22 protein-coding genes are annotated in these 21,717 nt (G+C 44.0%); 11 read left to right on the forward strand and 11 right to left on the reverse strand.

The window, feature by feature from the left end; translation table 11 throughout:
- The coding region (locus F8R90_RS16525) for a hypothetical protein (RefSeq protein ID WP_196511650.1) at positions 1-347 on the forward strand (347 nt) is incomplete at its 5' end.
- A 48-nt stretch (positions 348-395) separates the two neighbouring features.
- On the opposite strand, the gene F8R90_RS16530 is transcribed toward F8R90_RS16525, so the two are convergent.
- The 5 genes from F8R90_RS16530 to F8R90_RS16550 all read right to left on the reverse strand — a co-directional run bounded on the left by F8R90_RS16530 (position 396) and on the right by F8R90_RS16550 (position 3,575).
- Positions 396-869, reverse strand: coding sequence for a hypothetical protein (locus tag F8R90_RS16530; protein WP_196511651.1), 474 nt, complete (start codon positions 867-869; stop codon positions 396-398).
- A gap of 149 nt (positions 870-1,018) precedes the next feature.
- Entirely contained in the window at positions 1,019-1,441 is a 423-nt protein-coding gene (locus tag F8R90_RS16535; protein ID WP_196511652.1) for a type II toxin-antitoxin system VapC family toxin, read from the reverse strand.
- Positions 1,438-1,692: a hypothetical protein gene (locus tag F8R90_RS16540; protein ID WP_196511653.1), complete on the reverse strand. Its 255-nt coding sequence runs from the start codon at positions 1,690-1,692 to the stop codon at positions 1,438-1,440. Before F8R90_RS16540 ends, F8R90_RS16535 begins: the two co-directional genes overlap by 4 nt.
- A gap of 13 nt (positions 1,693-1,705) precedes the next feature.
- Entirely contained in the window at positions 1,706-3,013 is a 1,308-nt protein-coding gene (locus tag F8R90_RS33700; RefSeq protein WP_196511654.1) for a Rid family detoxifying hydrolase, read from the reverse strand.
- 130 nt (positions 3,014-3,143) lie between these two features.
- Positions 3,144-3,575 carry an NUDIX domain-containing protein gene (locus F8R90_RS16550; protein WP_196511655.1) on the reverse strand — a complete coding sequence of 144 codons (432 nt, stop codon included), beginning with the start codon at positions 3,573-3,575 and terminating at the stop codon, positions 3,144-3,146.
- Between the two features lie 173 nt (positions 3,576-3,748).
- Between F8R90_RS16550 and malQ the strand changes: the two genes are divergently transcribed.
- The gene (gene malQ / locus F8R90_RS16555) at positions 3,749-5,257 is read left to right on the forward strand and encodes a 4-alpha-glucanotransferase (RefSeq protein ID WP_196511656.1); all 1,509 of its coding nucleotides are present in this window, start codon (positions 3,749-3,751) and stop codon (positions 5,255-5,257) included.
- Positions 5,258-5,377: 120 nt separating this feature from the next.
- Here the strand turns inward: malQ and F8R90_RS16560 are convergent, their stop codons facing one another.
- A complete protein-coding gene (locus F8R90_RS16560; protein ID WP_196511657.1) occupies positions 5,378-6,193 on the reverse strand; it encodes a helix-turn-helix domain-containing protein in 816 nt (271 codons plus the stop codon).
- Positions 6,168-6,980, reverse strand: coding sequence for a pseudouridine synthase (locus F8R90_RS16565; protein ID WP_196511658.1), 813 nt, complete (start codon positions 6,978-6,980; stop codon positions 6,168-6,170). Before F8R90_RS16565 ends, F8R90_RS16560 begins: the two co-directional genes overlap by 26 nt.
- 134 nt (positions 6,981-7,114) lie before the next feature.
- On the opposite strand from F8R90_RS16565, the gene F8R90_RS16570 reads away from it, so the two are divergent.
- Positions 7,115-7,828 (forward strand): LmeA family phospholipid-binding protein, encoded by a 714-nt coding sequence (locus F8R90_RS16570; RefSeq protein ID WP_196511659.1) that lies wholly within the window; start codon positions 7,115-7,117, stop codon positions 7,826-7,828.
- Between the two features lie 388 nt (positions 7,829-8,216).
- Here the strand turns inward: F8R90_RS16570 and F8R90_RS16575 are convergent, their stop codons facing one another.
- Together F8R90_RS16575 and cbiT are read right to left on the reverse strand one after the other, a co-directional pair.
- A complete protein-coding gene (locus F8R90_RS16575; protein WP_196511660.1) occupies positions 8,217-9,098 on the reverse strand; it encodes a phosphatidate cytidylyltransferase in 882 nt (293 codons plus the stop codon).
- Positions 9,099-9,219: 121 nt separating this feature from the next.
- Positions 9,220-9,822, reverse strand: a complete 603-nt coding sequence (cbiT, locus tag F8R90_RS16580) for a precorrin-6Y C5,15-methyltransferase subunit CbiT (protein ID WP_196511661.1) — start codon at positions 9,820-9,822, stop codon at positions 9,220-9,222.
- A 94-nt stretch (positions 9,823-9,916) separates the two neighbouring features.
- On the opposite strand from cbiT, the gene F8R90_RS16585 reads away from it, so the two are divergent.
- Complete coding sequence (locus tag F8R90_RS16585) at positions 9,917-11,320, forward strand: serine/threonine protein kinase (protein WP_196511662.1); 1,404 nt, start codon at positions 9,917-9,919, stop codon at positions 11,318-11,320.
- 113 nt (positions 11,321-11,433) lie between these two features.
- Complete coding sequence (gene tatA / locus F8R90_RS16590; RefSeq protein ID WP_190894808.1) at positions 11,434-11,607, forward strand: twin-arginine translocase TatA/TatE family subunit; 174 nt, start codon at positions 11,434-11,436, stop codon at positions 11,605-11,607.
- Between the two features lie 69 nt (positions 11,608-11,676).
- Here the strand turns inward: tatA and cphA are convergent, their stop codons facing one another.
- Together cphA and F8R90_RS16600 are read right to left on the reverse strand one after the other, a co-directional pair.
- The gene (gene cphA / locus F8R90_RS16595) at positions 11,677-14,382 is read right to left on the reverse strand and encodes a cyanophycin synthetase (RefSeq protein ID WP_196511663.1); all 2,706 of its coding nucleotides are present in this window, start codon (positions 14,380-14,382) and stop codon (positions 11,677-11,679) included.
- A gap of 171 nt (positions 14,383-14,553) precedes the next feature.
- Complete coding sequence (locus tag F8R90_RS16600) at positions 14,554-15,417, reverse strand: cyanophycinase (RefSeq protein WP_012412065.1); 864 nt, start codon at positions 15,415-15,417, stop codon at positions 14,554-14,556.
- A gap of 537 nt (positions 15,418-15,954) precedes the next feature.
- Here F8R90_RS16600 and trmD point away from each other — a divergent pair.
- The 6 genes from trmD (at position 15,955) to argH (ending at position 21,675) form a co-directional block, all read left to right on the forward strand.
- Positions 15,955-16,668 (forward strand): tRNA (guanosine(37)-N1)-methyltransferase TrmD, encoded by a 714-nt coding sequence (gene trmD, locus F8R90_RS16605; protein ID WP_196511664.1) that lies wholly within the window; start codon positions 15,955-15,957, stop codon positions 16,666-16,668.
- Positions 16,669-16,692: 24 nt separating this feature from the next.
- Complete coding sequence (gene ispF, locus F8R90_RS16610; RefSeq protein ID WP_196511665.1) at positions 16,693-17,178, forward strand: 2-C-methyl-D-erythritol 2,4-cyclodiphosphate synthase; 486 nt, start codon at positions 16,693-16,695, stop codon at positions 17,176-17,178.
- A gap of 63 nt (positions 17,179-17,241) precedes the next feature.
- Complete coding sequence (locus F8R90_RS16615) at positions 17,242-19,026, forward strand: ABC transporter substrate-binding protein (protein ID WP_196511666.1); 1,785 nt, start codon at positions 17,242-17,244, stop codon at positions 19,024-19,026.
- A 51-nt stretch (positions 19,027-19,077) separates the two neighbouring features.
- The gene (gene larB, locus F8R90_RS16620) at positions 19,078-19,866 is read left to right on the forward strand and encodes a nickel pincer cofactor biosynthesis protein LarB (RefSeq protein ID WP_196511667.1); all 789 of its coding nucleotides are present in this window, start codon (positions 19,078-19,080) and stop codon (positions 19,864-19,866) included.
- 106 nt (positions 19,867-19,972) lie between these two features.
- Positions 19,973-20,182, forward strand: a complete 210-nt coding sequence (locus F8R90_RS16625) for a hypothetical protein (RefSeq protein ID WP_196511668.1) — start codon at positions 19,973-19,975, stop codon at positions 20,180-20,182.
- A gap of 104 nt (positions 20,183-20,286) precedes the next feature.
- Complete coding sequence (gene argH, locus F8R90_RS16630) at positions 20,287-21,675, forward strand: argininosuccinate lyase (RefSeq protein WP_196511669.1); 1,389 nt, start codon at positions 20,287-20,289, stop codon at positions 21,673-21,675.
- Positions 21,676-21,717 lie beyond the last annotated feature (42 nt).

The raw sequence follows: 21,717 nt of genomic DNA on the forward strand, positions 1-21,717 counted from the left end.
TTGACCTTCTGAGGCTCGACGTTGACCTTCTGAGGCTCGACGTTGACCTTCTGAGGCTCGACGTTGACCTTCTGAGGCTCGACGTTGACCTTCTGAGGCTCAATGTTGACCTTCTGAGGCTCAATGTTGACCTTCTGAGGCTCAATGTTGACCTTTTGAGGCTCAATGTTGACCTTTTGAGGCTCAATGTTGACCTTCTGAGGCTCAATGTTGATCTTCTGAGGCTCAAAAATGCCCTGGCGACTAGAAGTCGCGGCTACACAGACAAAACCCGCGAAGGCGGGTTTCAAAAATCTTTGGATTCAAGACGCAAAAAGGGCATAACATTGTTATGCCGCTACAAATGATGTGTATTTTACCAAGTTGACAACTGCTATAATTGCCTATTTTAAGCTTTAGCTAACTGGGACTTCGGATTGCTTTTTCTTGGAACGGCGGTTAAACCTGCGTCCCATCTCATCAATTACTGCATCTAAACCTGTGACATCACCGCTAGCTTTGGCATAGCTATAAACTGCTAATGCTGCTGCATAGGCTTCGCTAGCAGAGGCTATACAGGTATCATCCACTAATTCTTGCAGTTGCGTTAGAGACAAAAGCACTGGATACAAGGCCTCAAACAGTGCCAAATCTCGGCGCATCTCTTCTAAATCAAAAGAACGGGGCAAAAAGTTAGGGTTCTGTGTCGCCACTTCTAAGGCTTTGCTGACAAAAGCCCGACTTTTATCTCCCATCTTCAACATTGTTCGCCGTTCTTCGGTGGTCAGATCAACCAAAAACGGTAACTTTTCTCTAATTGTAGCGATCGCTTGCATGACTGCTTCTTTATCTGCTGGGGCTAGACTGGCACTGATGCGATTTTCTGCCATTTTTAATACTCCTCTAGGGTACTTAATTTCAGTATTCCCAAAGTTCTAGAGGCGATCGCATTTATTCAGAGGGGAACATTCAAAAATACTTACAATTGCCAATCCTCAACTGTGCTGTTGAAGTTCTAATTTTTCAAGCCATCATCCAGTCAAGCTTCTATTTCCAGCAAAATTGCCCGATAACCTGCTTGGACAAAGTGTTGATCAGCGGTTGCTGCAATAATTAAGCCCTGATCCTGCATGACAATAAACGAAATACAATCAGTTAACCCCCAGGTTTTGTCTAGACGGGACTGATAAAGTTGTAAAGCATGGTTAAGCATCTGTGTGTCTACACTCACAACACACATATTTGGTGTTTGATAACACTGCTGGATAAATCGTATTGCGGCTGTGCGATTAAAAGCACTCAAAGCATTACCAACTTCGATTAAAACAGCTTCAGTCACCCATACTTCAACAGCATTTTGGACACGTGGTAGCAGTGTTTTAGCCTTGAGAGGGTATTGATCGCGTACATTTAGTAACGCTTGGATAAAAACAGTGTCTAAAAATATTCGCTCACCCGTCATGTGTTAATTTCAGGCTGGCGTTTTGGTGTGCCATAGAGGTAATGATCGTGTTGACTTGCCCAATCTTCGGGTGCATCAACTGTTCCAGTTAAATCTTCTAATACATCCCATGCATCAGCCACTTTAGTTTCAGATGAGTTAATATCCTCAGAAACGATGGTAATTACATAGCGTTTGTTCAGTTCTAAATCAGGTGGAATATCTGGGCGCAAAACAGAACCATCAAATGTAACCGTTAAAATTTTGCTCATTGTGATATTTCTCCTAACCGCTAATAACTGCGATCGCATCAATTTCTACCAACACATCTTTAGGTAAGCGCGATACCTGCACACAAGCCCGCGCTGGGGCTGTATTTTCCGGGAAATATTTAGCATATACGGCATTCACCGCCGCAAAATCATTCATATCAGCTAGAAATACAGTAGTTTTCACAACATCTTCAAAAGTCGCCCCGGCTGCGGTGAGGATGGCTTCAAGATTAGCTAATACCTGCTCAGTTTGCTTTTTGACATCATCAGTGTAGACGACATCACCAAGGCGGGGATCGATGGCAATTTGTCCAGCTATGAATAGAAATTGACCTGAAGCTGCGATCGCTTGATTATAAGGGCCCACTGGAGCGGGTGCGTTATCAGTATTAATTACTTTACGAGTCATAGATATTACTTTCTCTAACGATGTTTCTTGTTTACCGATTTCCCCTTTAGGAGCGATCAGTCTGTAGACTTCTCCATCTGGCATTATCGCACCAGTTAGGTCAGCATCTTTAAAGGTTGCCCCATAGATATTTGCCCCAGTTAAATCAGCCCTTCTCAAATTTGCTCCATCTAAATTTGCTCTGGTTAAATTTGCCCATCGCAAATTGACTTTTTCTAAATTCGCTCCTTGGAGAAATGCTTTTGTAAGGTTTGTACTTTGAAGAGATGCTGCTGCAAAATCTATGTCAGCCAAATTCATGCCTGAGAGATCAACTTTGTTCAGATTCGCTCTATGAAATATACTTCCTTGGAGTTTGACACTTTGCAATATTGCCTCAGTTAAGTTAGCCAGAGTAAAGTTTGCTCCAATTAAGTACGCCTGGCTAAAATCTGTCTTAGTTAGATTAGCTTTACTGAGATTAGCTTCAGCTAAGGAAGCCGCAGTCAGATCTGCACTACTAAGAGTTGCTCCAGTTAAATTTGCTGTATCTAGGTTTGCATAAATTAATTTTGCACTACTTAGGTCTACACCGATCAAGTTTGCCTGTTCTAAGTTTGCATGATTCAAATTTGCGCTATTGAGAGTTGACCAACTCAAGTCAGCACCACTGAGGTCTGTCCAAGCAAAAATTGCTGAAGAAGCACTTACTGAAATTAACTTTGTATTTGCTAAAGACGCTTTAGTGAGATTTGTACTATTAAGATTTGCTTGAGTTAAATTCGTTTCACTTAAATCAACTCCAGCCAAATTTGCACCGTATAAGTCTATTTCACTGAGGTCTGCACCTTTGAGATTTTCTTCACTCAAATTTTCTGAATGAAATTTCCGTTGTCCTTCGGCATATTTCTCTAATAGCGTCTCAGCGTCCATAATGCACCTTTGAATACCACTGACACAGTATAATCACAAAAACTTTGTGTCATAGATATTCCTCTCTTTTCTTCCTTTGCGCCCTTCTCTTCGAGACACTTCGTGAACGCGCCTTCGCGGTTCGTCCCTCTTACCCCAACCTCGGACGTATCCCATAATGCCGATATCGCCAATAATCCCGCAAAATGCAATCGTGGTCAAAACATAAATTACTAGGCACACGCCAAGACTCAAAAATTCCTACACCCTTAGCATCATCTCCAGCCACAGGTTCCCCCGTCGCTGTTGCCAAAAACACAATACTAATCGTATGCTGACGCGGATCGCGATTGGGATCAGAATACACCAGTAATTGTTCAACTAACTCCACCTGCAAACCCGTTTCTTCCTCAGCTTCCCGCAGGGCCGCCACTTCCACCGCTTCCCCATAATCCACAAAACCACCAGGAATAGCCCAACCTAAGGGTAGATTATGTCTTTCAATTAACACTATTGGCCGATGAGGTCGATCTACTAGTTCAATGATGATATCAACTGTCGGTGCAGGATTTCGGTAAGTCATAGTTATTAGTCATTGGTCATTAGTCATTGGTCATTAGTTAATCAACCAAAGACAAATGACAATCAAGATGAGTTTACTTGATTTATCCTGCAAATACTGTTCCGTGATAAATTCGATGCGATCGCGTAGCGTGTCCATCAGATAATTGCTCCCTCTCATAATTCAGGTTAAATATGCCTTTTCCTAGATCCAGTGGCATTTTGCTGCATCCTACTTCCTTTCCCAGTCGATTCGGCGTTGGAGATTTAGGCTTAGAAGCCTATCGCTTCATCGATTTTCTTAAAGAGAGCCATCAACAATATTGGCAAGTTTTACCCTTGGGCCCCACTGGATACGGTAATTCCCCCTATATGTGCTACTCGGCAATGGCAGGAAATCCCCTGCTAATTAGCCCAGAAAAACTGCGAGATGAGGGTTTGCTAACTGAAGAAGACTTTGCTAATTTACCAGGATTTCCCGTAGAAAAGGTAGACTTTGACCAAGTTGTGCCGATTAAGATTGAGCTGCTGAAAAAAGCCTGTGAAAACTTTAGAGCAAATGCTACGGAAATCCAACAAAAAGAGTTTGCAGGTTTTTGCGATAGCAAAGCCTATTGGCTAGATAATTACGCCTTATTTATGGCGTTAAAAGATGCTAACGACAATGCAAGCTGGCATACATGGAAGCCAGAATTTGTCAAGCGTGAACCCGAAGCCTTAGCTCAGGTAGAGCGTCGGCTCAATGGGGAGATTTTTTATTACAAGTTCATCCAATTTGAGTTTTTCCGGCAGTGGTCAGACCTGAAAAGCTACGCTAACATGCGCGGTATAGACATTATCGGCGATATCCCCATTTACGTAGCTCATGATAGTGCTGACGTGTGGGCACATCCCGACATCTTTTGCTTAGATGAAGAGACTGGAGTTGCTGCCCAAATGGCCGGAGTCCCACCAGATTACTTTAGCGCCACTGGTCAATTGTGGGGTAACCCGGTTTATAACTGGGAAGAATTGCAAAAACAAGACTTTAAATGGTGGGTACAGCGCTTTGAGGCAATGCTGGATTATGTAGATATAATTCGCATTGACCACTTCCGGGGCTTTGAGGCATATTGGTCAGTACCCAAAGGCGAAGAAACTGCCATGAATGGTAAATGGGTGGAAGCGCCTGGTGATGCTTTTTTTGAAGTGATTAGGCAGAAGTTGGGCAAGCTACCGGTCTTGGCGGAAGATTTGGGAGTAATTACACCAGAGGTAGAAGCGCTGCGAGATAAGTATGAATTTCCTGGGATGAAGGTTTTACAGTTTGCCTTTGGTTCTGATCCCGGTAATCCATTTTTACCATTCAATTACCCACGAAATGCTGTAGTTTATACTGGCACTCACGATAATGACACAACTGTAGGCTGGTTTAATTCAGCCAGCGACTACGAAAAGCAAAATCTGTTGCTTTATTTAGGTTGTATTAGTCCTGAAGGCATCCATTGGGATTTAATTCGCTTGGCTTTGAGTTCCATAGCCAACCAAACGATTATTCCCTTGCAAGATATTTTGGGATTAGGAAACGAAGCGCGGATGAATTTTCCCAGTATTGCTGAGGGTAACTGGGGGTGGCGCTATCAAGGAGCAGCTTTGACACAAGAATTAGGCGATCGCTTGAAAGTTCTTACCAGACTCAATGGACGCGCCCCGCAAGCCCAGTGAAGAGTGGGGATATGAGGGAGGAGGGGGAGCAGGAGAAGACAAGGCAGAGGGAGGAGTAAATGCCTCCTTGTCCTCCTTGTCTCGTTGTCCCCCTCATCCTCCTCCCTCATATCCCTCATCTCAAAACTTAGGTTTAGCAGCTGCAATCCTAACTTCTTCCTCTTTCCCCGGTTCTCCCATTTCCTTGGCTTTCTCTTGATTGACGCTCATCAACACACCACCAGCATTATCAGTTTTCACTGTGAGTTGCTCTTGGGCTTTCCAAATCCGGTGAGTTCCTTCTGGCAGAATACCCTCAAACTCGGTTTTGCCATCGGCTACTATGCGAATCCAAGATGACGCTTTCAAAGTGACACCAATCTGTACAGCCTTTCCCTGTTGGACAGCGCTAAGGGTATTGCTAACCGGTTGAACCTCCACAGACTCTTTTAGTTGGGCTAGTTCTGGTTTAACAATGGACTTTTGCTTTAGGTATGGCTGGTTTTGGCTATTACTTGCTTGTAGTACAGCGTTATTTAATAACTGAGATAAGCCATTTACAGAGCATACTATTAGAAATATGTAAAGAAAGTAAAGGTGAATCGGACGTAGTTGATCAAGAGGTGAATTATTCCCCCTACCTTGAGGGTTCACTTGTGCAGAACTGATTGGAAAAGTGCCAGAAAATTCTACTCCATTCAAACCTAGTGCATCGGCAAATTGCCTGATTAAACCTTGAATATAGACTGGTTCTGGCAGATCGTTTAAATTACCTTCTTCGATCGCCTGCAATAATCGCCGGGGAATCCTGGTCAATACAACCACTTGCTCTAGAGATAATCCCTGTTCTTGACGCAATGCCCAAAGTTGAGCGCCCATTTCTGCCAACTTTTCGGCTCGTTGTTGCTCTAATGAAAGTGATGGCTGGTGATTATTCTTCTTTCTTAGCCATTTCATGCCTGCTGACACTCCTTAACTCCACTGAATCTTTAATAGGTTGCGTTATCTGATATTGCAAAAAGCGAATCTCGTGATCTTTGAGGGAACGATATTGACCCTCTTCCAACAAGGGTTCTTTGGGAGTTTGTAATTGAATTGGGCCGATAGCAGTCCGATGCAGCTTGATTACTGGGTATCCTAACTGTTGAGCTATACGGCGGATCTGGCGATTTCTTCCCTCCTGCAACACTATTTCTAAAAAGCTTTGCTCGGCTCGATGTTCTATTAGGTGTACCTTAGCGGCCCTGGTTTTTCTACCCTCCAACATCACACCTTGACGCCACATTTGTAGTACTGCTTCTGGAGGATGTCCTTTGACCAAAACACGATATGTTTTGGAAATACTGTGACGTGGATGGGTTAGTCCAAATGTCAGATTTCCGTCATTGGTAAGGATTAATGCTCCTGTAGAGTCTGCATCTAAACGCCCAACTGGGTGAATACCTGAACCCTCCCGTAATTCTTTCGGTAGTAGATCCAGGACTGTTGGTCTGCGGTGAGGGTCGTAGCAAGTCGAAACGACTCCCGCTGGTTTATGTAGCAATAGATATATTAAAGCCGGACGCTGCTTTTCGGATACAGGTTTACCATCGATTGCGATCGCATCTTTTTGGGGATCAACTTTTTGACCTAAATGTGCCAATACCCCATTGATCCGCACCCGTGAGTGCCTAATCATTTCTTCGGCTTCACGACGTGAGGCGATACCCCATTGAGCGAGAATTTTTTGTAACCGTGCCTCCATGTGGAAATTGCTTATTTACTGTTAACAATTAAATGATATTTGTATTTTGTAGTGAGTAGGCATAAATGTTACATTTAAGACTTATTTAATTTATGTTCGGTTGTTGAACAAATACTCATAAACAGATTGGTTAAATGCCAGAGCAAAATTCCCAAACAACAAATGCAAATAAAATCCGCATAATTACGCAAGTACTCACAACAGCACTAAAGCTCTGGTTGAGAGCGCAAGTGAGCCAAATATCTGAATTAGAAGTGGAGATTAAAGCGAGCGATCGCCAAATCCTCTCTGGGCGTATCCCTTCGGTATCTATTTTTGCTACTCATGCAGTTTATCAAGGTCTCCTGATTACACAAATTAAATTAATAGCAGAAAATATTCGGATAAATATCGGCTCCGTACTCAAGGGAAAACCTCTGCGACTGTTAGAAACAGTACCAGTGGTTGGCGATTTAGTCGTAGACGAGAAGGATCTCAATGCTTCTCTCTCATCTGACTTATTATCGACTGCTTTGAGCGATTTGCTGGTTAAGGTTTTACCAACACATTGCCCAAAGTCACAACCAATAAATTGGCAAGAAATTATCCTTGATAACAACCAAATTATACTGCGAGGTATGAGAGTAACCAATAGTGAAACAATACCTCTAGAGATTTGTCTGGGCTTACAGTTACTCAGTGGACATGAGTTGCAACTGGCACATATAAAAATCAAGTCCAACCAGGGAGATATATTAGAGGACAATCATGAGTACAATCTGGATCTTGGCTCAGATGTCGATATTCAAGAACTAACGCTGATCCCAGGCAAGCTATTGTGTCGTGGGAGGATTAACGTTAATCCTTGAGGATTAGAAATTAAAAAATGCTAATACATTAATTTAAATGATATAACGGCTCTCAGGGGATGAGGAGGACAAGGGGCAATACTGTTCAGTTAAGTCCGAAATCCTCTGTAGAGACCCAAAATTTTACTTCGTCCCGCTGCGCTAACGCGTCTCTACGTGCCGAAATCAATGCCAAAAATTCTTAACCCAAGTGTATTAGGACAAGGGGACAATCCCTCGCTTCGTTTCTATCCCGCCTCGGAATAGAATTCTAAGGCTAAAGCTTAAGTTCTGGGCGGGATGTGGGTCAGTGCAATACTTTAACTGTTACAAAAATGTGGGTAATGACAAGTCTTACAAGAGTTGGGACTGTTCTTCTTAGGTCTGTATTGAACTCAACTGAGAAGCTCTATAGTAGCGGCAACAGTAGTGTCACGAAATAATAAACCAAAGGAGCAGTGAAAATATAACTATCAGTACGGTCTAAAATACCACCGTGACCAGGGATTAATTGTCCAGAATCTTTGACCCCAGCATCCCGCTTGAGCATAGACTCGGTAAGATCCCCTAAAAGGCTAGCAATACCAATCAGTAAACCCAATGCTAAACCAGTCAAGGGGGATCTGGGCAAATGTAGATAATAGGCTCCTGCTATGGCTACAGCAACACTTGAAGTAATACCAAAGACAGCACCTTCTACAGTTTTTTTCGGGCTAATCTCAGAGAGACGGGTTTTCCCAAAGAATTTGCCAATAGTGTAAGCACCGATATCCGCTGCCCAAATACACAAAAAAGTCAGCAGTGTTGCTGTAAAACCTTGTGGTAAAGAAGCAGAATTTGCTTTTTCCCAGAAATCTGTCCAGGTTGTGGGCCAGTAACCTCCGAAAGCGAGATTGCTAAAAGCAGCACTATCAATTGCTCGTAATCGCACCCAGTAACTCGGCAAATAACCTACGTAAAATAGCCCCATAATAGAAGCGGAAACATCAGCGATCGTGGCAAATTTGGGCTGAAACAGCAGGTAAAAACAAATAAGTGTGCCAGCAACTGGCATCACAGCGTCAGCTAAACTGCCATCAAGGGTACAAATTGCCAGCAAAACTTGGCTGACAACCATAGTCGTTTTAGCGGCCGGAGCGATGCCTCTGGCTCGCACCAAATTAAAATATTCCTGTTGACCCAAAAAGATGATAACCGCAAAGATGATGGTAAAGTACCAACCCCCCAAAAGGGTTGCAGAAAGAGCAAGAGCGATCGCAACAATTCCACTAATAATCCGAGACCAAGGCATAGAAGTATTTGGGATTGGGTACTGGGGATTGGGTATTGGGTACTGGGGATTGGGTACTGGGTATTAGGTATTTGGAAAACTTTTTCCTAGTTCCTAGCCCCTAGTCCTCAGCCCCCAGTCCCTAGTCCAGTTTCTCACCACTGAGGATAAAAATGGGATCAACGGCGGTAAAGGTTTGAGAAAAGCCACGCGTCTCTAAGCGATTAACCGCAGACTGAACGACTTCGATATTTCTAGCCCTTAACAGAGAAAAACTCTGGGAAATAGCATACAGACTTTCTAGATTAGCAGCTGTGGCTACAACCCGACCGGATGGGGGTAAATAATGCCAAGCTGCTTGCAGAATTTCCTGAATGGGGCGTCCTCCTTCGATACAAACACGGTGAGGGGTGACCTTAAGATCGTGTAAACACTCTGGGGCGCTACCTTCAATTACTTCGACATTTTTAACCTCAAAGCGATCGCAGTTACGCTTGATCAGATTAGCTACTTCTTCATCCCTTTCTATAGCAATAATCTTTCCGTTTGGACACAATAGCCCCACTTCTACCGGAATTGTCCCCGTCCCTGCACCAATGTCCCACAAAACAGAATCTGATCTTAGTCGCAGTTGGGCAATTAACAGCAGTCTGACTTCTCGCTGGCTCAGGGGAATTCCTGGCAAATGTTCAAACAATTCATCGGGAATACCAGGGGTAATATAAGGCCAAAGTTGGGAGGGCATAGAATTACGCAATTATACTAAAGATATCGATTTGCCAAATTGAAAAGCTCTAAGCTCTAAAAACTTTTCAAACGTAGCATTATAAGAAACCATAATGATTGGCGAAATATTAGGTGAGCGCTATGAAGTTCAGCAGCTACTAGGAAAAAAAGCAGGGCGGCGAACTTTATTAGCTCGTGACTTGCAAACTCAGGAATTAGTCGTTATCAAGTTACTCTCTTTTGGTGGTGATTTTGAATGGGATGATTTAAAGCTGTTTGAGCGAGAAGCCGAAACCTTAAAAAACCTAGCACACCCCTTAATTCCTCGCTATTTAAACTATTTTGAGGTCAATTTACCAACCATCAAAGGTTTTGCCCTGGTACAAACTTATATCCCAGCAAAAACTTTAGAGCAATACTTACAAACTGGGCGAACTTTTACAGAACCTGAAGTCAAACAGATAGCCAAAGCGCTTTTAGAGATTCTTATTTACCTACATGGGCTGTATCCGCCTGTAATTCACCGTGATATTAAGCCTAGCAATATTTTATTAGGGGAGCGTTCTGGTAATAGTGTTGGTCAAGTTTATTTGGTAGATTTTGGCTCAGTGCAGACTGTCCTCGCCACCGAAACTGGAACAAGAACTGTGGTAGGAACCTATGGCTATATGCCACCAGAGCAATTTGGTGGACGCACTGTTGCAGCATCTGACCTTTATAGTTTAGGCGCAACCTTAATTTATTTAATGACGGGTAATCACCCAGCCGATTTACCCCAAAAGGATTTTCGCATTCAGTTTGAACAAGCAGCTAATGTGAGTCCCAGTTTTAGCAATTGGCTAAAGTGGATGATTGAACCCAGTTTAGAACGGCGTTTGAGTTCTGCGATCGAAGCGATCGCAGCTTTAGAGAAACCACAAGCGACAAACTTACCTATTTTGGTTGTTAGCAAACCAGACGGGAGTAAGATTCAACTAACCAAAAATTGGGATTCTCTAGAAATTATCGTTCCACCAGCTGGTTTTGATGCATCAATAGTACTCACAGGTTTATTTGCGATCGTCTGGAATTCATTTATCCTGTTTTGGACAATTGGCGCTCTCTCCGCCCCTTTTCCTGCCAATATCCCCTTTGCCTTGTTCTCACTTCCTTTTTGGGGTGCTGGCTTTATGATGGTTTATAAATTTTTCTTTAACTTGTTTGGACGCATCTGCTTGCGCCTGAATGCAGAACAAATTGCCCTAAGCTGGGAGTTGTTTCGTTGGAAATTTGAGCGTCCCCGTCCATCGCCAAGACGAAGTATTACCAAGGTGGTTTACATTCCCAAACACTTTACTAAAGACTCTGAAGGCACTAGAGTTGCCGTTCCCGCACAACTATATATTTGCTCAGGAGTACAAAAATATCAGCTTGGTGGAAACGATGTCGGTATTAAATCCGAAGTAGAACTTGAATGGTTAGCTCATGAATTAAGTGAGTGGTTAGGTTTGCCAATTACCAATCCAATGGGAAGTTAGTTGAGCTAGCGATCGCTCAAGAGGGTCGAGTGCTTCGCTTATCAATGGCGAACTCATCAGATTTGAGCCATCAATGTCTATATTTAATTAAAGGAGCCTTAGAGGAAATTTATATGTTTGGACTGGGATGGCCAGAAATAGCTGTAATTACCATAGTCGCTGTTCTAATTTTTGGCCCAAAAAAAATTCCCGAACTGGGAACCGCACTGGGCAAAACCCTACGAGGGTTTAAGGAGGAGATGAAAACTCCCAGTGACGAAACCAATTCGGAACAAGAAAAACAGTAATTAAAGTAGTCAGAATACAAAAGGCAGGAGGAGGCAGTACGTTGGGGAGCCAGCGCGGTCTTCTCCTGACTACAGTAAGGTATTAACAACAGAAGAAGGTGCTATTCCATTTTGGGAATCGATGACAGTTGTGCCGGAATTTTGTTGGTGTGTCTCTTCCTTGGCTAGACCACGCAGCTTAATTAACTTAATAGCCCGACTCACACTTTCTGGCAAAATTACCACCAGACTGTTATCAGGAGCCATGTCTAAGCCTTTATTTATCGCTTGAGTTTCATCCAGAATTGATTCATAGCGGCTGTCAGGCTTAACCTCGGTGATGCCTTGAATAATCAACTGGGCGGCTGAACCTCGTGCCCGTCCCCGTGTGTCATCGTCTTCTTTGACGATGATGTAATCAAAAATTTGTGCTGCTAATTTGCCCAAAGTAACAAAGTCTTCATCACGGCGATCGCCTGGGCCACCAATTACGCCAATCCGTTGTCCTGTAGTCCAGTTCCGCACAAAGGAACCTACAGCTTCGTAACTGGCTGCGTTGTGAGCATAGTCCACCAAAGCGTGGTAGTTGCCTAAATTAAATAAATTCATCCGTCCTGGCGTTTGACTAACTGAAGCCCGGAAAGTCTTCAAACCAGCACGAATCTGCTCAATTGTGACGTTTTGCACGAATGCTGCCAAACTTGCAGCTAAAGCGTTGGCAATCATAAACGGTGCACGTCCGCCCATTGTTAAAGGTATATTTTCTGCTCTTTCTATGCGGTGTGTCCAATCACCTTTAACAATTGACAAATAGCCATTTTCATATACCGCCGCGACTCCACCCTTTTGGATGTGCTTCCGCACCAATTCCGAGTCGGGGTTCATTGTGAAGTAAGCAATATTAGCCTTAGTTTTTTCTGACATGGCGGCTACGCGGCGATCGTCGGCGTTAAGTACCGCGTATCCATCTGGGTATACGGCTTCCGCTACTACGCTCTTGAGGTTAGCTAACTGCTCAATGGTATCTATATCGCCAATTCCTAAGTGGTCGGAGGCTACATTCAAAACCACGCCCACATTTGCTGCTACAAAGCCTAATCCAGAACGGAGAATGCCACCGCGAGCCGTTTCTAGTACAGCTACCTCTACTGTGGGATCTTGGAGGATGACGTGGGCACTTTGGGGGCCTGTGTTATCACCAGCTTCTACTAAGTAATCACCGATGTATGTACCATCAGTTGTAGTATATCCTACTACTTTCCCAGTCTGTTTATAAATATGTGCTAGTAGTCGGGTAGTAGTGGTTTTGCCATTAGTACCCGTAATGCTGAGGATCGGTATTTGGCTGGATTGCTCGTTGGGAAACAACATATCCATTACTGCGCCGGCGACGTTGCGGGGGATACCAACGCTTGGGGCAACGTGCATTCGGAAGCCGGGAGCGGCGTTAACTTCCACAATCACGCCATCAACTTCCCGCAGCGGGCGGCTAATATCCGTGGTGACGATATCGAGTCCGGCGATATCCAAACCGATAATCTTCACTACCCGTTGTGCCAACCAAAGATTTTCTGGGTGAATTTCATCGGTACGGTCTACAGCGCTACCACCTGTACTTAAGTTTGCCGTTGCTCTGAGATAACAAATAGTACCCTTGGGTGGCACGCTATTTAGGGTATAGCCTTGCCTTTCTAGCAGCTGGTAGCTGGTGCGGTCTAGTTCAATCTTGGTTAGGACGTTATCATGTCCTTCGCCGCGATTTGGGTCAAGGTTAGTTTCCTCAATCAGTTCGGAGATGGTGGATCTGCCATTGCCAATGACATGAGCCGGGACGCGCTCGGCTACTGCTACTACTTTGCCATTAACCACTAATACCCTGTGGTCGCGCCCAACGTAATATCTTTCAACAATAATTGACCGGGAAACCTGTCTGGCAGCTTCATATCCGGCTTCAGCTTCTTCCCAAGTTCTGATATCAATGGTGATCCCACGCCCATGATTGCCATCCAGGGGCTTGATAACAATGGGATAGCCGCCAACGTATTCAATGGCTTGTTCTAAATCGTCTAAGAAGTTGATCACTGTACCTCTGGGTACTGGTGCACCAGCGGCAGCGAGGATGCGTTTAGTGGCTTCTTTATCGCAAGCTAGTTCTACGCCCAGAATGCTGGTGTTGTCAGTCATTGTGGCCTGCATTCGCTTCTGGTTCACGCCGTAGCCTAGCTGAATCAAAAAGCGGGCTTCTAGAGACATCCAGGGAATACCTCTTTTTTCTGCTTCTTTGACGATCGCTTCAGTAGAAGGCCCTAGGGAAGCATCACGAACAAAGTCTTTCAGGTCTTGGATATCTTGCTCTAGTTCTGCCTTCGGATAACGGCCTCGATCAACGATACTCTGGCACAGCCGCACTGCGGCTCGTCCAGCGTAGCGTCCCGCTTCCTCATTCACGTATTCGATCACTACTTGGTAAATTCCGGGTGTGGCAGTTTCGCGGGTGCGACCAAAGCCGACATGCATACCAGCTAATTCCTGGAGTTCTAAGGCTACATGTTCCACGATATGGCCGATCATAGTGCCTTCTTTGACTCGCATCAGAAAACCACCACGACAGCCAGGCGAACAATAATGGCCCTCCAGACTCGGCAGCGCCTCAACTAATCCTTCATAAAAGCCAGGGATTTCATTCGAGGGCGTCTCGGCAAGGGTTTCTAAATCGAGGCGCATGACGATCAGCTTGTGGCGTCGAATGCTCCAATAGTTTGGGCCGCGTAAGGTCTGGATCTTGAGGATTCTCATGGGAATAGGTAGATGGAGATTCGGAACCAAAATTCTAGTTTCTTACTGGAATTGACCGCTAAACTGTTCATTGCAAACAGTTTTTTCTTTTTACATGGTATTCTTATCATTTTTCTACGGTAAGAAATAAATGTGCGGTCAACTCAGTGTAACCTCAGATACTCTATCCCGTCAGCTGGAGATTCGGTGTACAGCAGGCAATACAGTCCGCTGGTACAAGTGGAAGCGATCGCCGTAGCTGAGGATATGGAGACGTAAATTATGCACTGTTAATGGTTCATTAGCACCGACATGGGGTTCGTTGGTGTGGGTGGCTTCAGTGGGATCAACAATGGTGACACTGCCTTTACCCATAACTTGTAGCCAACCATCACGTTCAAACACTGCACAAGTATCTTCGTCAATGCCAATACCTAAGCGATCGGGATGAGCTGCGATCGCACTAATTAGCCGCCCCATCCGATTCCGGTTGTGAAAGTGTTGGTCAACGATTACTTCAGGAATAAATCCCAAACCCGTTGCCATATCGACTAGGGAACGATTTGGCGACTCTCCACTACCGCCGCCAGCAATCATGTGATGCCCCATTACTGCCGCTCCTGCACTTGTGCCTGCTAGCGTAAGTTGCCCCGCCCTCACCCGCTGCCGAATAATTTCCATTGCTGGTGTATCTGCCAATACGCCACAAAGACGCAGTTGGTCTCCTCCTGTCAAAAATACCCCACTACAGGCTTCTAAGGATGCTTTGATCTGGGAGGCTTCACACTGTTCTCGTTCGCGGATGTCTAAAATCTCTACCTTCTGAGCACCCATTTCTTCAAAAATGCGAATATACCGACCACCGATGATGGCGGGTTCGCGAGAGGCAGATGGAATAATTGTAATATAAGCCTTACTAGCACCGGCACGTCCAAAAAAAGTTCGTAGGATTTCGCGCCCATGAACTTTATCTTCTGCGCCTCCGATAACCAGAACGGCGGTTTTAGTTGCTTGGGGTGTCCTCATTTCTAGCGATTTAGCTTGTAATTGCGGCATTTTGTTTCTCCTGTCAACAACTTCAGGTGAATTTAACAAGGATCAGTTGCCTGATGATTTTTGCGCTTTGCTTCTTTGAGAGGACACTTTTTGGAAGTTTGGAACTGAGTCAGCCACTCTCCAAATTCTCGCTTAACGCTCGCGTTGCCTCAGTCTAAACGTGTTCGTTCCCATTTCTCAAAGCCAGGGCCTTGTTTTTCACCTGTCCACTTGCAGCAGGGCAAAATAGTCTTTAGGGGGCTAGATTCCCCCTCTAGGGCTGGGGACGAGCAGGTAAGACTACGCTTTTTTCTGAGGCTGGCTCGATGCATCCTGGAAGTTGTTAACTTGATATGATTATTAATTTAAATGTAGTTGTGACAACATTTAAACATAAATTAAGTAATTAGAAAAACTTTTGATCCCATCTAAAATCCAAGAGGTCTGGTAGTCTTAGATACTATTGATAAAGTTTAACTGGAGTTTGACTCGACCTCGGCTTGGCGATGTTTGCTAGACATCCAAATTTAAGATTAGTGTCCTCGAATACGAATAACTGTGCGCTTTGATATAGTTACACTTTTTCCTGACTGTTTTAACTCTGTTCTCAATTCGGGGTTACTGGGTAAAGCCTTAGCCAAACAGATTGCCGAAGTGCATCTGGTTAACCCACGGGACTTTACCACTGACAAGCACCGAAAGGTAGATGATGAACCCTACGGTGGCGGCGTAGGGATGCTAATGAAGCCAGAACCGATTTTTAACGCTGTGGAATCGCTGCCGATTCTACCCCGAAGAGAAATAATTTTGATGAGTCCACAGGGTCAAACAATTAATCAACCTCTTTTGAAAGAATTGGCTACAAATTATGACCAATTAGTAGTTATTTGTGGGCATTACGAAGGAGTGGATGAGAGGGTGCTGCATTTGGTAACTCGTGAAGTATCTTTAGGCGATTTTATTCTGACTGGTGGGGAAATTCCAGCAATGGCTTTGATTAATGGCGTAGTGCGGCTAATACCAGGAACCGTGGCCAAAACTGAGTCCCTCACCGCAGAAAGTTTTGAAGAGGGGTTGTTGGACTATCCCCAATATACTCGTCCTGCCAATTTTCGCGGTTTGAAAGTTCCTGATGTCTTGCTTTCTGGCAATCACGCAGCGATCGCCCGGTGGCGTTATGAACAACAAATTCAAAAAACCCGCGATCGTCGCCCTGATCTTTTGGAAAAATTGGACAAGGGGACAAGGGGACAAGGGGACGAGGAAGAATAAGCAATGCCCAATAATAAATAACAAATGACAAAAGTTCGTATTGGTAACGGCTACGATATTCATCAACTGGTGAGCGATCGCGCTTTGATTTTAGGTGGAATTGAAATTCCCCATGAACTAGGTTTGTTGGGGCACAGTGATGCTGATGTGCTTACCCACGCAATTATGGATGCCATGCTTGGGGCGTTATCTTTGGGCGATATTGGTCATTATTTTCCGCCTAGCGATCCCCAATGGGCGGGAGCAGATAGTTTAGTACTATTAACTCAAGTACACCAATTGATTCGGGATCAAGGTTGGCAGGTGGGAAATATTGACTCGGTGGTAGTAGCAGAACGTCCAAAATTAAAACCCCATATTTACAACATGCGCGACAAACTAGCGGCGGTTTTAGAATTAGAACCAAATCAAATTGGCATCAAAGCTACCACCAACGAAAAATTAGGCCCTGTTGGACGCGAAGAAGGTATATGTGCTTATGCTGTCGTCTTGCTAGTTGCTTTAGAATAACTTTTCTTTTAGCCCCTGAAAAAGATATTCAAGACTGATTAGGATGGAAATCAATTTGAAATTATGAAATTTTTTAGAAAAATATTTCTGGCAATTAAACATTTTTGGTTGCCAATAATTTTGACTTCAGCAACAGCGCTTACACTTACCGCTTGTAACCCAGCTAACTTCAAAAGCACCGCTGCTCAAGTGCCGCAATTGGTAAGTGCCATTCTCAGTGATCCCAAAACTTTTAATTATCCTCTCAGTCAGGAGTCTCCGAATGTTTTTCCTCTGATTTATGAAGGATTGACAACTGAAAACCCCATAACGGGCAAAATCGAGCCTTCTTTAGCAGAATCTTGGGAAATTTCTGATGACAAATTGCGATTTGTTTTTACCCTACGTCAGGGATTAAAATGGTCTGATGGGAAGCCTTTAACAGCCGATGATGTAGTATTTACCTTCAACGATATTTATCTTAACGAAGCAATTCCCGCAGATGCTAGAGATGTGCTACGGATTGGTGAAAGTCGGGCATTGCCAAAAGTACGAAAAATCGATGCTCAACGGATTGAATTCACTACTCCAGAACCATTTGCACCTTTCTTGGGAACTCTAGGACTGCCAATTTTACCTGCCCATACCCTAGACAAATTTGTAAAAACAAAAGATCAAGATGGCAAGCCAATATTTTTGTCAAAGTGGGGCGTTGATACGCCTCCAGATCAAATTATCGTCAACGGCCCTTACAAGCTAGAGCGCTACGACACCAGTCAGCGTGTAGTTTTCAGGCGCAACCCCTACTATTGGCGCAAAGGGCCAAAAGGCGAATCCCAGCCTTATATTGAACGGGTTATCTGGCAAATTGTGGAATCGACAGATACATCGTTGCTGCAATTTCGTTCTGGCGGGTTAGATACTGTAGGAGTCTCACCAGATTACTTTTCTTTACTAAAGGTGCAAGAAGAACAGGGGAATTTTAAAATTTTTAATGGTGGCCCAGCAACAGGTACGACGTTTGTTTTCTTTAATTTAAATAAAGGTAAAAGGGATGGAAAACCCCTGGTTGATCCAATAAAATCGCGTTGGTTTAATACTGTAGAATTTCGGCAGGCAGTAGCCTATGCGATTGACCGACAAACAATGATTAACAACACTTTTCGTGGTTTGGGTAAACCACAAAATTCACCTATTTCCGTGCAAAGTCCTTATTATCTGTCGCCTGAAGAAGGACTAAAAGTTTATAACTACAATACACAAAAGGCGAAGGAACTGCTACTAAAAGCAGGATTCAAATATAACGACAAAAACCAATTAATAGATGCTCAAGGAAACCGCGTCCGCTTCTCATTACTTACCAATGCTGGTAACAAAATCCGCGAAGCAATTGGCTCGCAGATTAAACAAGACCTGAGTAAAATTGGTATTCAAGTTGATTTCACTCCTCTGGCATGGAATACTTACACAGATAAGCTTTCAAATTCATTAGATTGGGAAGTTTCTATGCTGGGTCTGACTGGTGGTTTAGAACCAAATGATGGAGCTAATGTCTGGTCTCCCGAAGGTGGATTACATATGTTTAATCAAAAACCCCAAGCAGGACAAAAGCCAATTGAAGGTTGGGAAGTGGCTCCTTGGGAAGCAGAAATTGCTAAGTTATACATTCAAGGAGCAAGGGAATTAGACCCAGCAAAGCGGAAAGAAATTTATGCTGAAACCCAAAGGATTACCCAAGAAAATTTACCATTTATTTATCTAGTTAATCCTTTATCAATGTCAGCAGTACGTAATCGCTTTGAAGGTATCCAATACTCTGCATTGGGTGGCGCATTCTGGAACATTCATGAAATCAAAATAACGGAATAGTCATTAGTTATTAGTCAGTAGTTAGTGATAAGAATAAAGGATAAAGGACTAATGACAGATGAAAAAACATTGCGATCGCTCCTCGAAGCGGTTGCTAAGGGTAAAGTTACGCCAGATACGGCATTAGACTCACTCAAAGACTTAACTTATGAATCCGTGGGTGAATTTGCCAAAATTGACCATCATCGCCAGCTAAGAACTGGTTTCCCAGAAGTGATTTGGGGCCCTGGTAAAACTCCCGATCAAATTGCTCAAATTATGGAGGTGATGCGCCTTCGCAACCCGGTGGTGATGGCCACTCGCATTGAACCAGCAGTTTATACTGTACTGCAATCAAAAGTTAGCGATTTACGATATTACCAATCGGCGCGAATTTGTGCGATCGCTCCCCCTACCATCGAACCACAATTCCAGGGGGAAATTGGCATTCTTTCTGCTGGTACCGCCGATTTAGCCGTTGCTGAAGAAGCTGCTGTGACTGCTGAACTTTCTGGTTTTCGCGTCCAGCGCCTCTGGGATGTTGGCGTTGCTGGGATTCACCGCTTATTAAGTAACCGCCACCTGATTGAGTCAGCATCAGTGTTGATTGTCGTGGCGGGGATGGAAGGTGCTTTACCCAGCGTTGTCGCTGGTTTAGCGAGTTGTCCTGTAATTGCCGTACCCACCAGCATCGGTTATGGCGCAAGTTTTGGCGGTTTAGCACCTTTATTAACAATGCTTAACTCTTGTGCTGCGGGAGTAGGTGTAGTAAATATCGATAATGGTTTTGGCGCAGCAGTTTTGGCGGGGCAAATTTTGCGAACTGCCGAGAAATTGCGGTTGGCATCAGCTATATCTTGAGTTAAGACATTGAGGTTATATGCAATATTACAGTACAACGTCAGTAATTTATGTAACAAATAAACTGATACTGGAATTTGCCACCCCAACCTCTTAATCACCAAATATGAGCCATTACAGCGATTTGATCTCTCAGTTATATTGGTATTTGCCTGTAAATTTGACAGCACTACTAGCACAAACAATTACTGATCCAGACTTGATGGGTCAGATGCAAAAATCTTGGAACCACTTTATACAAACAGGTCAAGTGTGGGCATTGTTGATTGGTTTAGTCATTGGCTATATGATTCGGAATCTAACTAGCTACGGTTAAATTTAAAAGTTAGGAGTTGAAAGTGAGGAGTGAGAAGTTAGGAGTCAGAAACTCATAACTTCTCACTCTTAACTCTTAACTCTCCCCCACTTCTTTCATAATTTATGACCGAAAAACAAACTTGGAGCCAGCGGTTTGAATCAGCATTGCATCCAGCGATCGCTCGTTTTAATGCCAGTATCGGTTTTGATATTGAATTAATAGAATATGACCTCACTGGTTCTCAAGCCCATGCCAAAATGCTCGCTCACACGGGCATTATCTCCCAAGAAGAAGGCGAGCAACTGGTTGCAGGTTTAGAAAAAATTCGCCAAGAATACCGTCAGGGACAATTTCAGCCTGGTGTCGATGCTGAAGATGTACATTTTGCAGTTGAACGACGACTGACAGAAATTGTCGGCGATGTTGGTAAAAAGGTGCATACAGCGCGATCGCGTAATGATCAAGTTGGGACTGATACCAGACTCTACCTCCGCGACCAAATCCAACAAATTAAAAGCGAATTGCGAGAATTCCAAGGTGTTTTACTGGATATAGCCGAAAAGCACGTTGAAACTCTGATTCCTGGCTATACTCACCTACAACGCGCCCAACCTGTGAGTTTAGCTCACCACCTTTTGGCATACTTTCAAATGGCGCAACGTGACTGCGAACGCTTAGGAGATGTTTCTCGCCGTGTGAATATCTCACCTTTGGGGTGCGGTGCTTTAGCGGGAACTACTTTCCCCATTGATCGCCACTACACAGCCAAACTACTGAATTTTGACGATATTTATGCCAATAGCCTCGATGGAGTGAGCGATCGCGATTTTGCGATCGAATTCTTGTGTGCTGCTAGCTTGATTATGGTTCACCTCAGCCGTCTTGCAGAAGAAGTCATTCTTTGGTCATCTGAGGAATTTCGCTTTGTCACCCTTAAAGATAGCTGTGCTACTGGTTCCAGTATCATGCCCCAAAAGAAAAACCCCGATGTCCCAGAATTGGTACGGGGGAAAACAGGACGTGTATTCGGCCATCTGCAAGCAATGTTGGTGATTATGAAGGGGCTACCTCTGGCATATAACAAAGACTTACAAGAAGATAAAGAAGGTCTATTTGATAGCGTTAACACAGTCAAAGCCTCTCTAGAAGCGATGACGATTTTGCTTAGGGAAGGCTTGGAATTTCGTACCCAGCGGTTAGCAGAAGCTGTGGCGGAAGATTTTTCCAATGCTACCGATGTAGCAGATTATCTGGCAGCACGGGGTGTTCCTTTCCGGGAAGCTTATAACCTTGTGGGTAAGGTGGTAAAAACTAGTATTGCCGCAGGTAAACTGCTGAAAGATTTGAAATTGGAAGAATGGCAAAAACTACATCCCGCATTTTCAGAAGATATTTATGAGGCGATATCCCCCCGTCAAGTTGTAGCAGCCCGTAATAGTTACGGTGGTACTGGCTTTGCACAGGTAAGCAAAGCACTCATAGCCGCCCGCGCTCAAATCGCTATCGATTAAAAAATAAGGGCGTACAAATGTGCGCCCTAAAAAATAAATAAT

It is taken from the genome of Nostoc sp. NZL (assembly GCF_015714705.1).
In the GTDB taxonomy this organism is placed as follows: domain Bacteria; phylum Cyanobacteriota; class Cyanobacteriia; order Cyanobacteriales; family Nostocaceae; genus Nostoc; species Nostoc foliaceum_A.

Coding starts and splice junctions, on each gene's coding strand:
- F8R90_RS16530 (WP_196511651.1), bottom strand. CDS start 869: ATGGCAGAAAATCGCATCAGTGCCAGTCTAGCCCCAGCAGATAAAGAA.
- F8R90_RS16535 (WP_196511652.1), bottom strand. CDS start 1,441: ATGACGGGTGAGCGAATATTTTTAGACACTGTTTTTATCCAAGCGTTA.
- F8R90_RS16540 (WP_196511653.1), bottom strand. CDS start 1,692: ATGAGCAAAATTTTAACGGTTACATTTGATGGTTCTGTTTTGCGCCCA.
- F8R90_RS33700 (WP_196511654.1), bottom strand. CDS start 3,013: ATGGACGCTGAGACGCTATTAGAGAAATATGCCGAAGGACAACGGAAA.
- F8R90_RS16550 (WP_196511655.1), bottom strand. CDS start 3,575: ATGACTTACCGAAATCCTGCACCGACAGTTGATATCATCATTGAACTA.
- malQ (WP_196511656.1), top strand. CDS start 3,749: ATGCCTTTTCCTAGATCCAGTGGCATTTTGCTGCATCCTACTTCCTTT.
- F8R90_RS16560 (WP_196511657.1), bottom strand. CDS start 6,193: ATGAAATGGCTAAGAAAGAAGAATAATCACCAGCCATCACTTTCATTA.
- F8R90_RS16565 (WP_196511658.1), bottom strand. CDS start 6,980: ATGGAGGCACGGTTACAAAAAATTCTCGCTCAATGGGGTATCGCCTCA.
- F8R90_RS16570 (WP_196511659.1), top strand. CDS start 7,115: ATGCCAGAGCAAAATTCCCAAACAACAAATGCAAATAAAATCCGCATA.
- F8R90_RS16575 (WP_196511660.1), bottom strand. CDS start 9,098: ATGCCTTGGTCTCGGATTATTAGTGGAATTGTTGCGATCGCTCTTGCT.
- cbiT (WP_196511661.1), bottom strand. CDS start 9,822: ATGCCCTCCCAACTTTGGCCTTATATTACCCCTGGTATTCCCGATGAA.
- F8R90_RS16585 (WP_196511662.1), top strand. CDS start 9,917: ATGATTGGCGAAATATTAGGTGAGCGCTATGAAGTTCAGCAGCTACTA.
- tatA (WP_190894808.1), top strand. CDS start 11,434: ATGTTTGGACTGGGATGGCCAGAAATAGCTGTAATTACCATAGTCGCT.
- cphA (WP_196511663.1), bottom strand. CDS start 14,382: ATGAGAATCCTCAAGATCCAGACCTTACGCGGCCCAAACTATTGGAGC.
- F8R90_RS16600 (WP_012412065.1), bottom strand. CDS start 15,417: ATGCCGCAATTACAAGCTAAATCGCTAGAAATGAGGACACCCCAAGCA.
- ispF (WP_196511665.1), top strand. CDS start 16,693: ATGACAAAAGTTCGTATTGGTAACGGCTACGATATTCATCAACTGGTG.
- F8R90_RS16615 (WP_196511666.1), top strand. CDS start 17,242: ATGAAATTTTTTAGAAAAATATTTCTGGCAATTAAACATTTTTGGTTG.
- larB (WP_196511667.1), top strand. CDS start 19,078: ATGACAGATGAAAAAACATTGCGATCGCTCCTCGAAGCGGTTGCTAAG.
- F8R90_RS16625 (WP_196511668.1), top strand. CDS start 19,973: ATGAGCCATTACAGCGATTTGATCTCTCAGTTATATTGGTATTTGCCT.
- argH (WP_196511669.1), top strand. CDS start 20,287: ATGACCGAAAAACAAACTTGGAGCCAGCGGTTTGAATCAGCATTGCAT.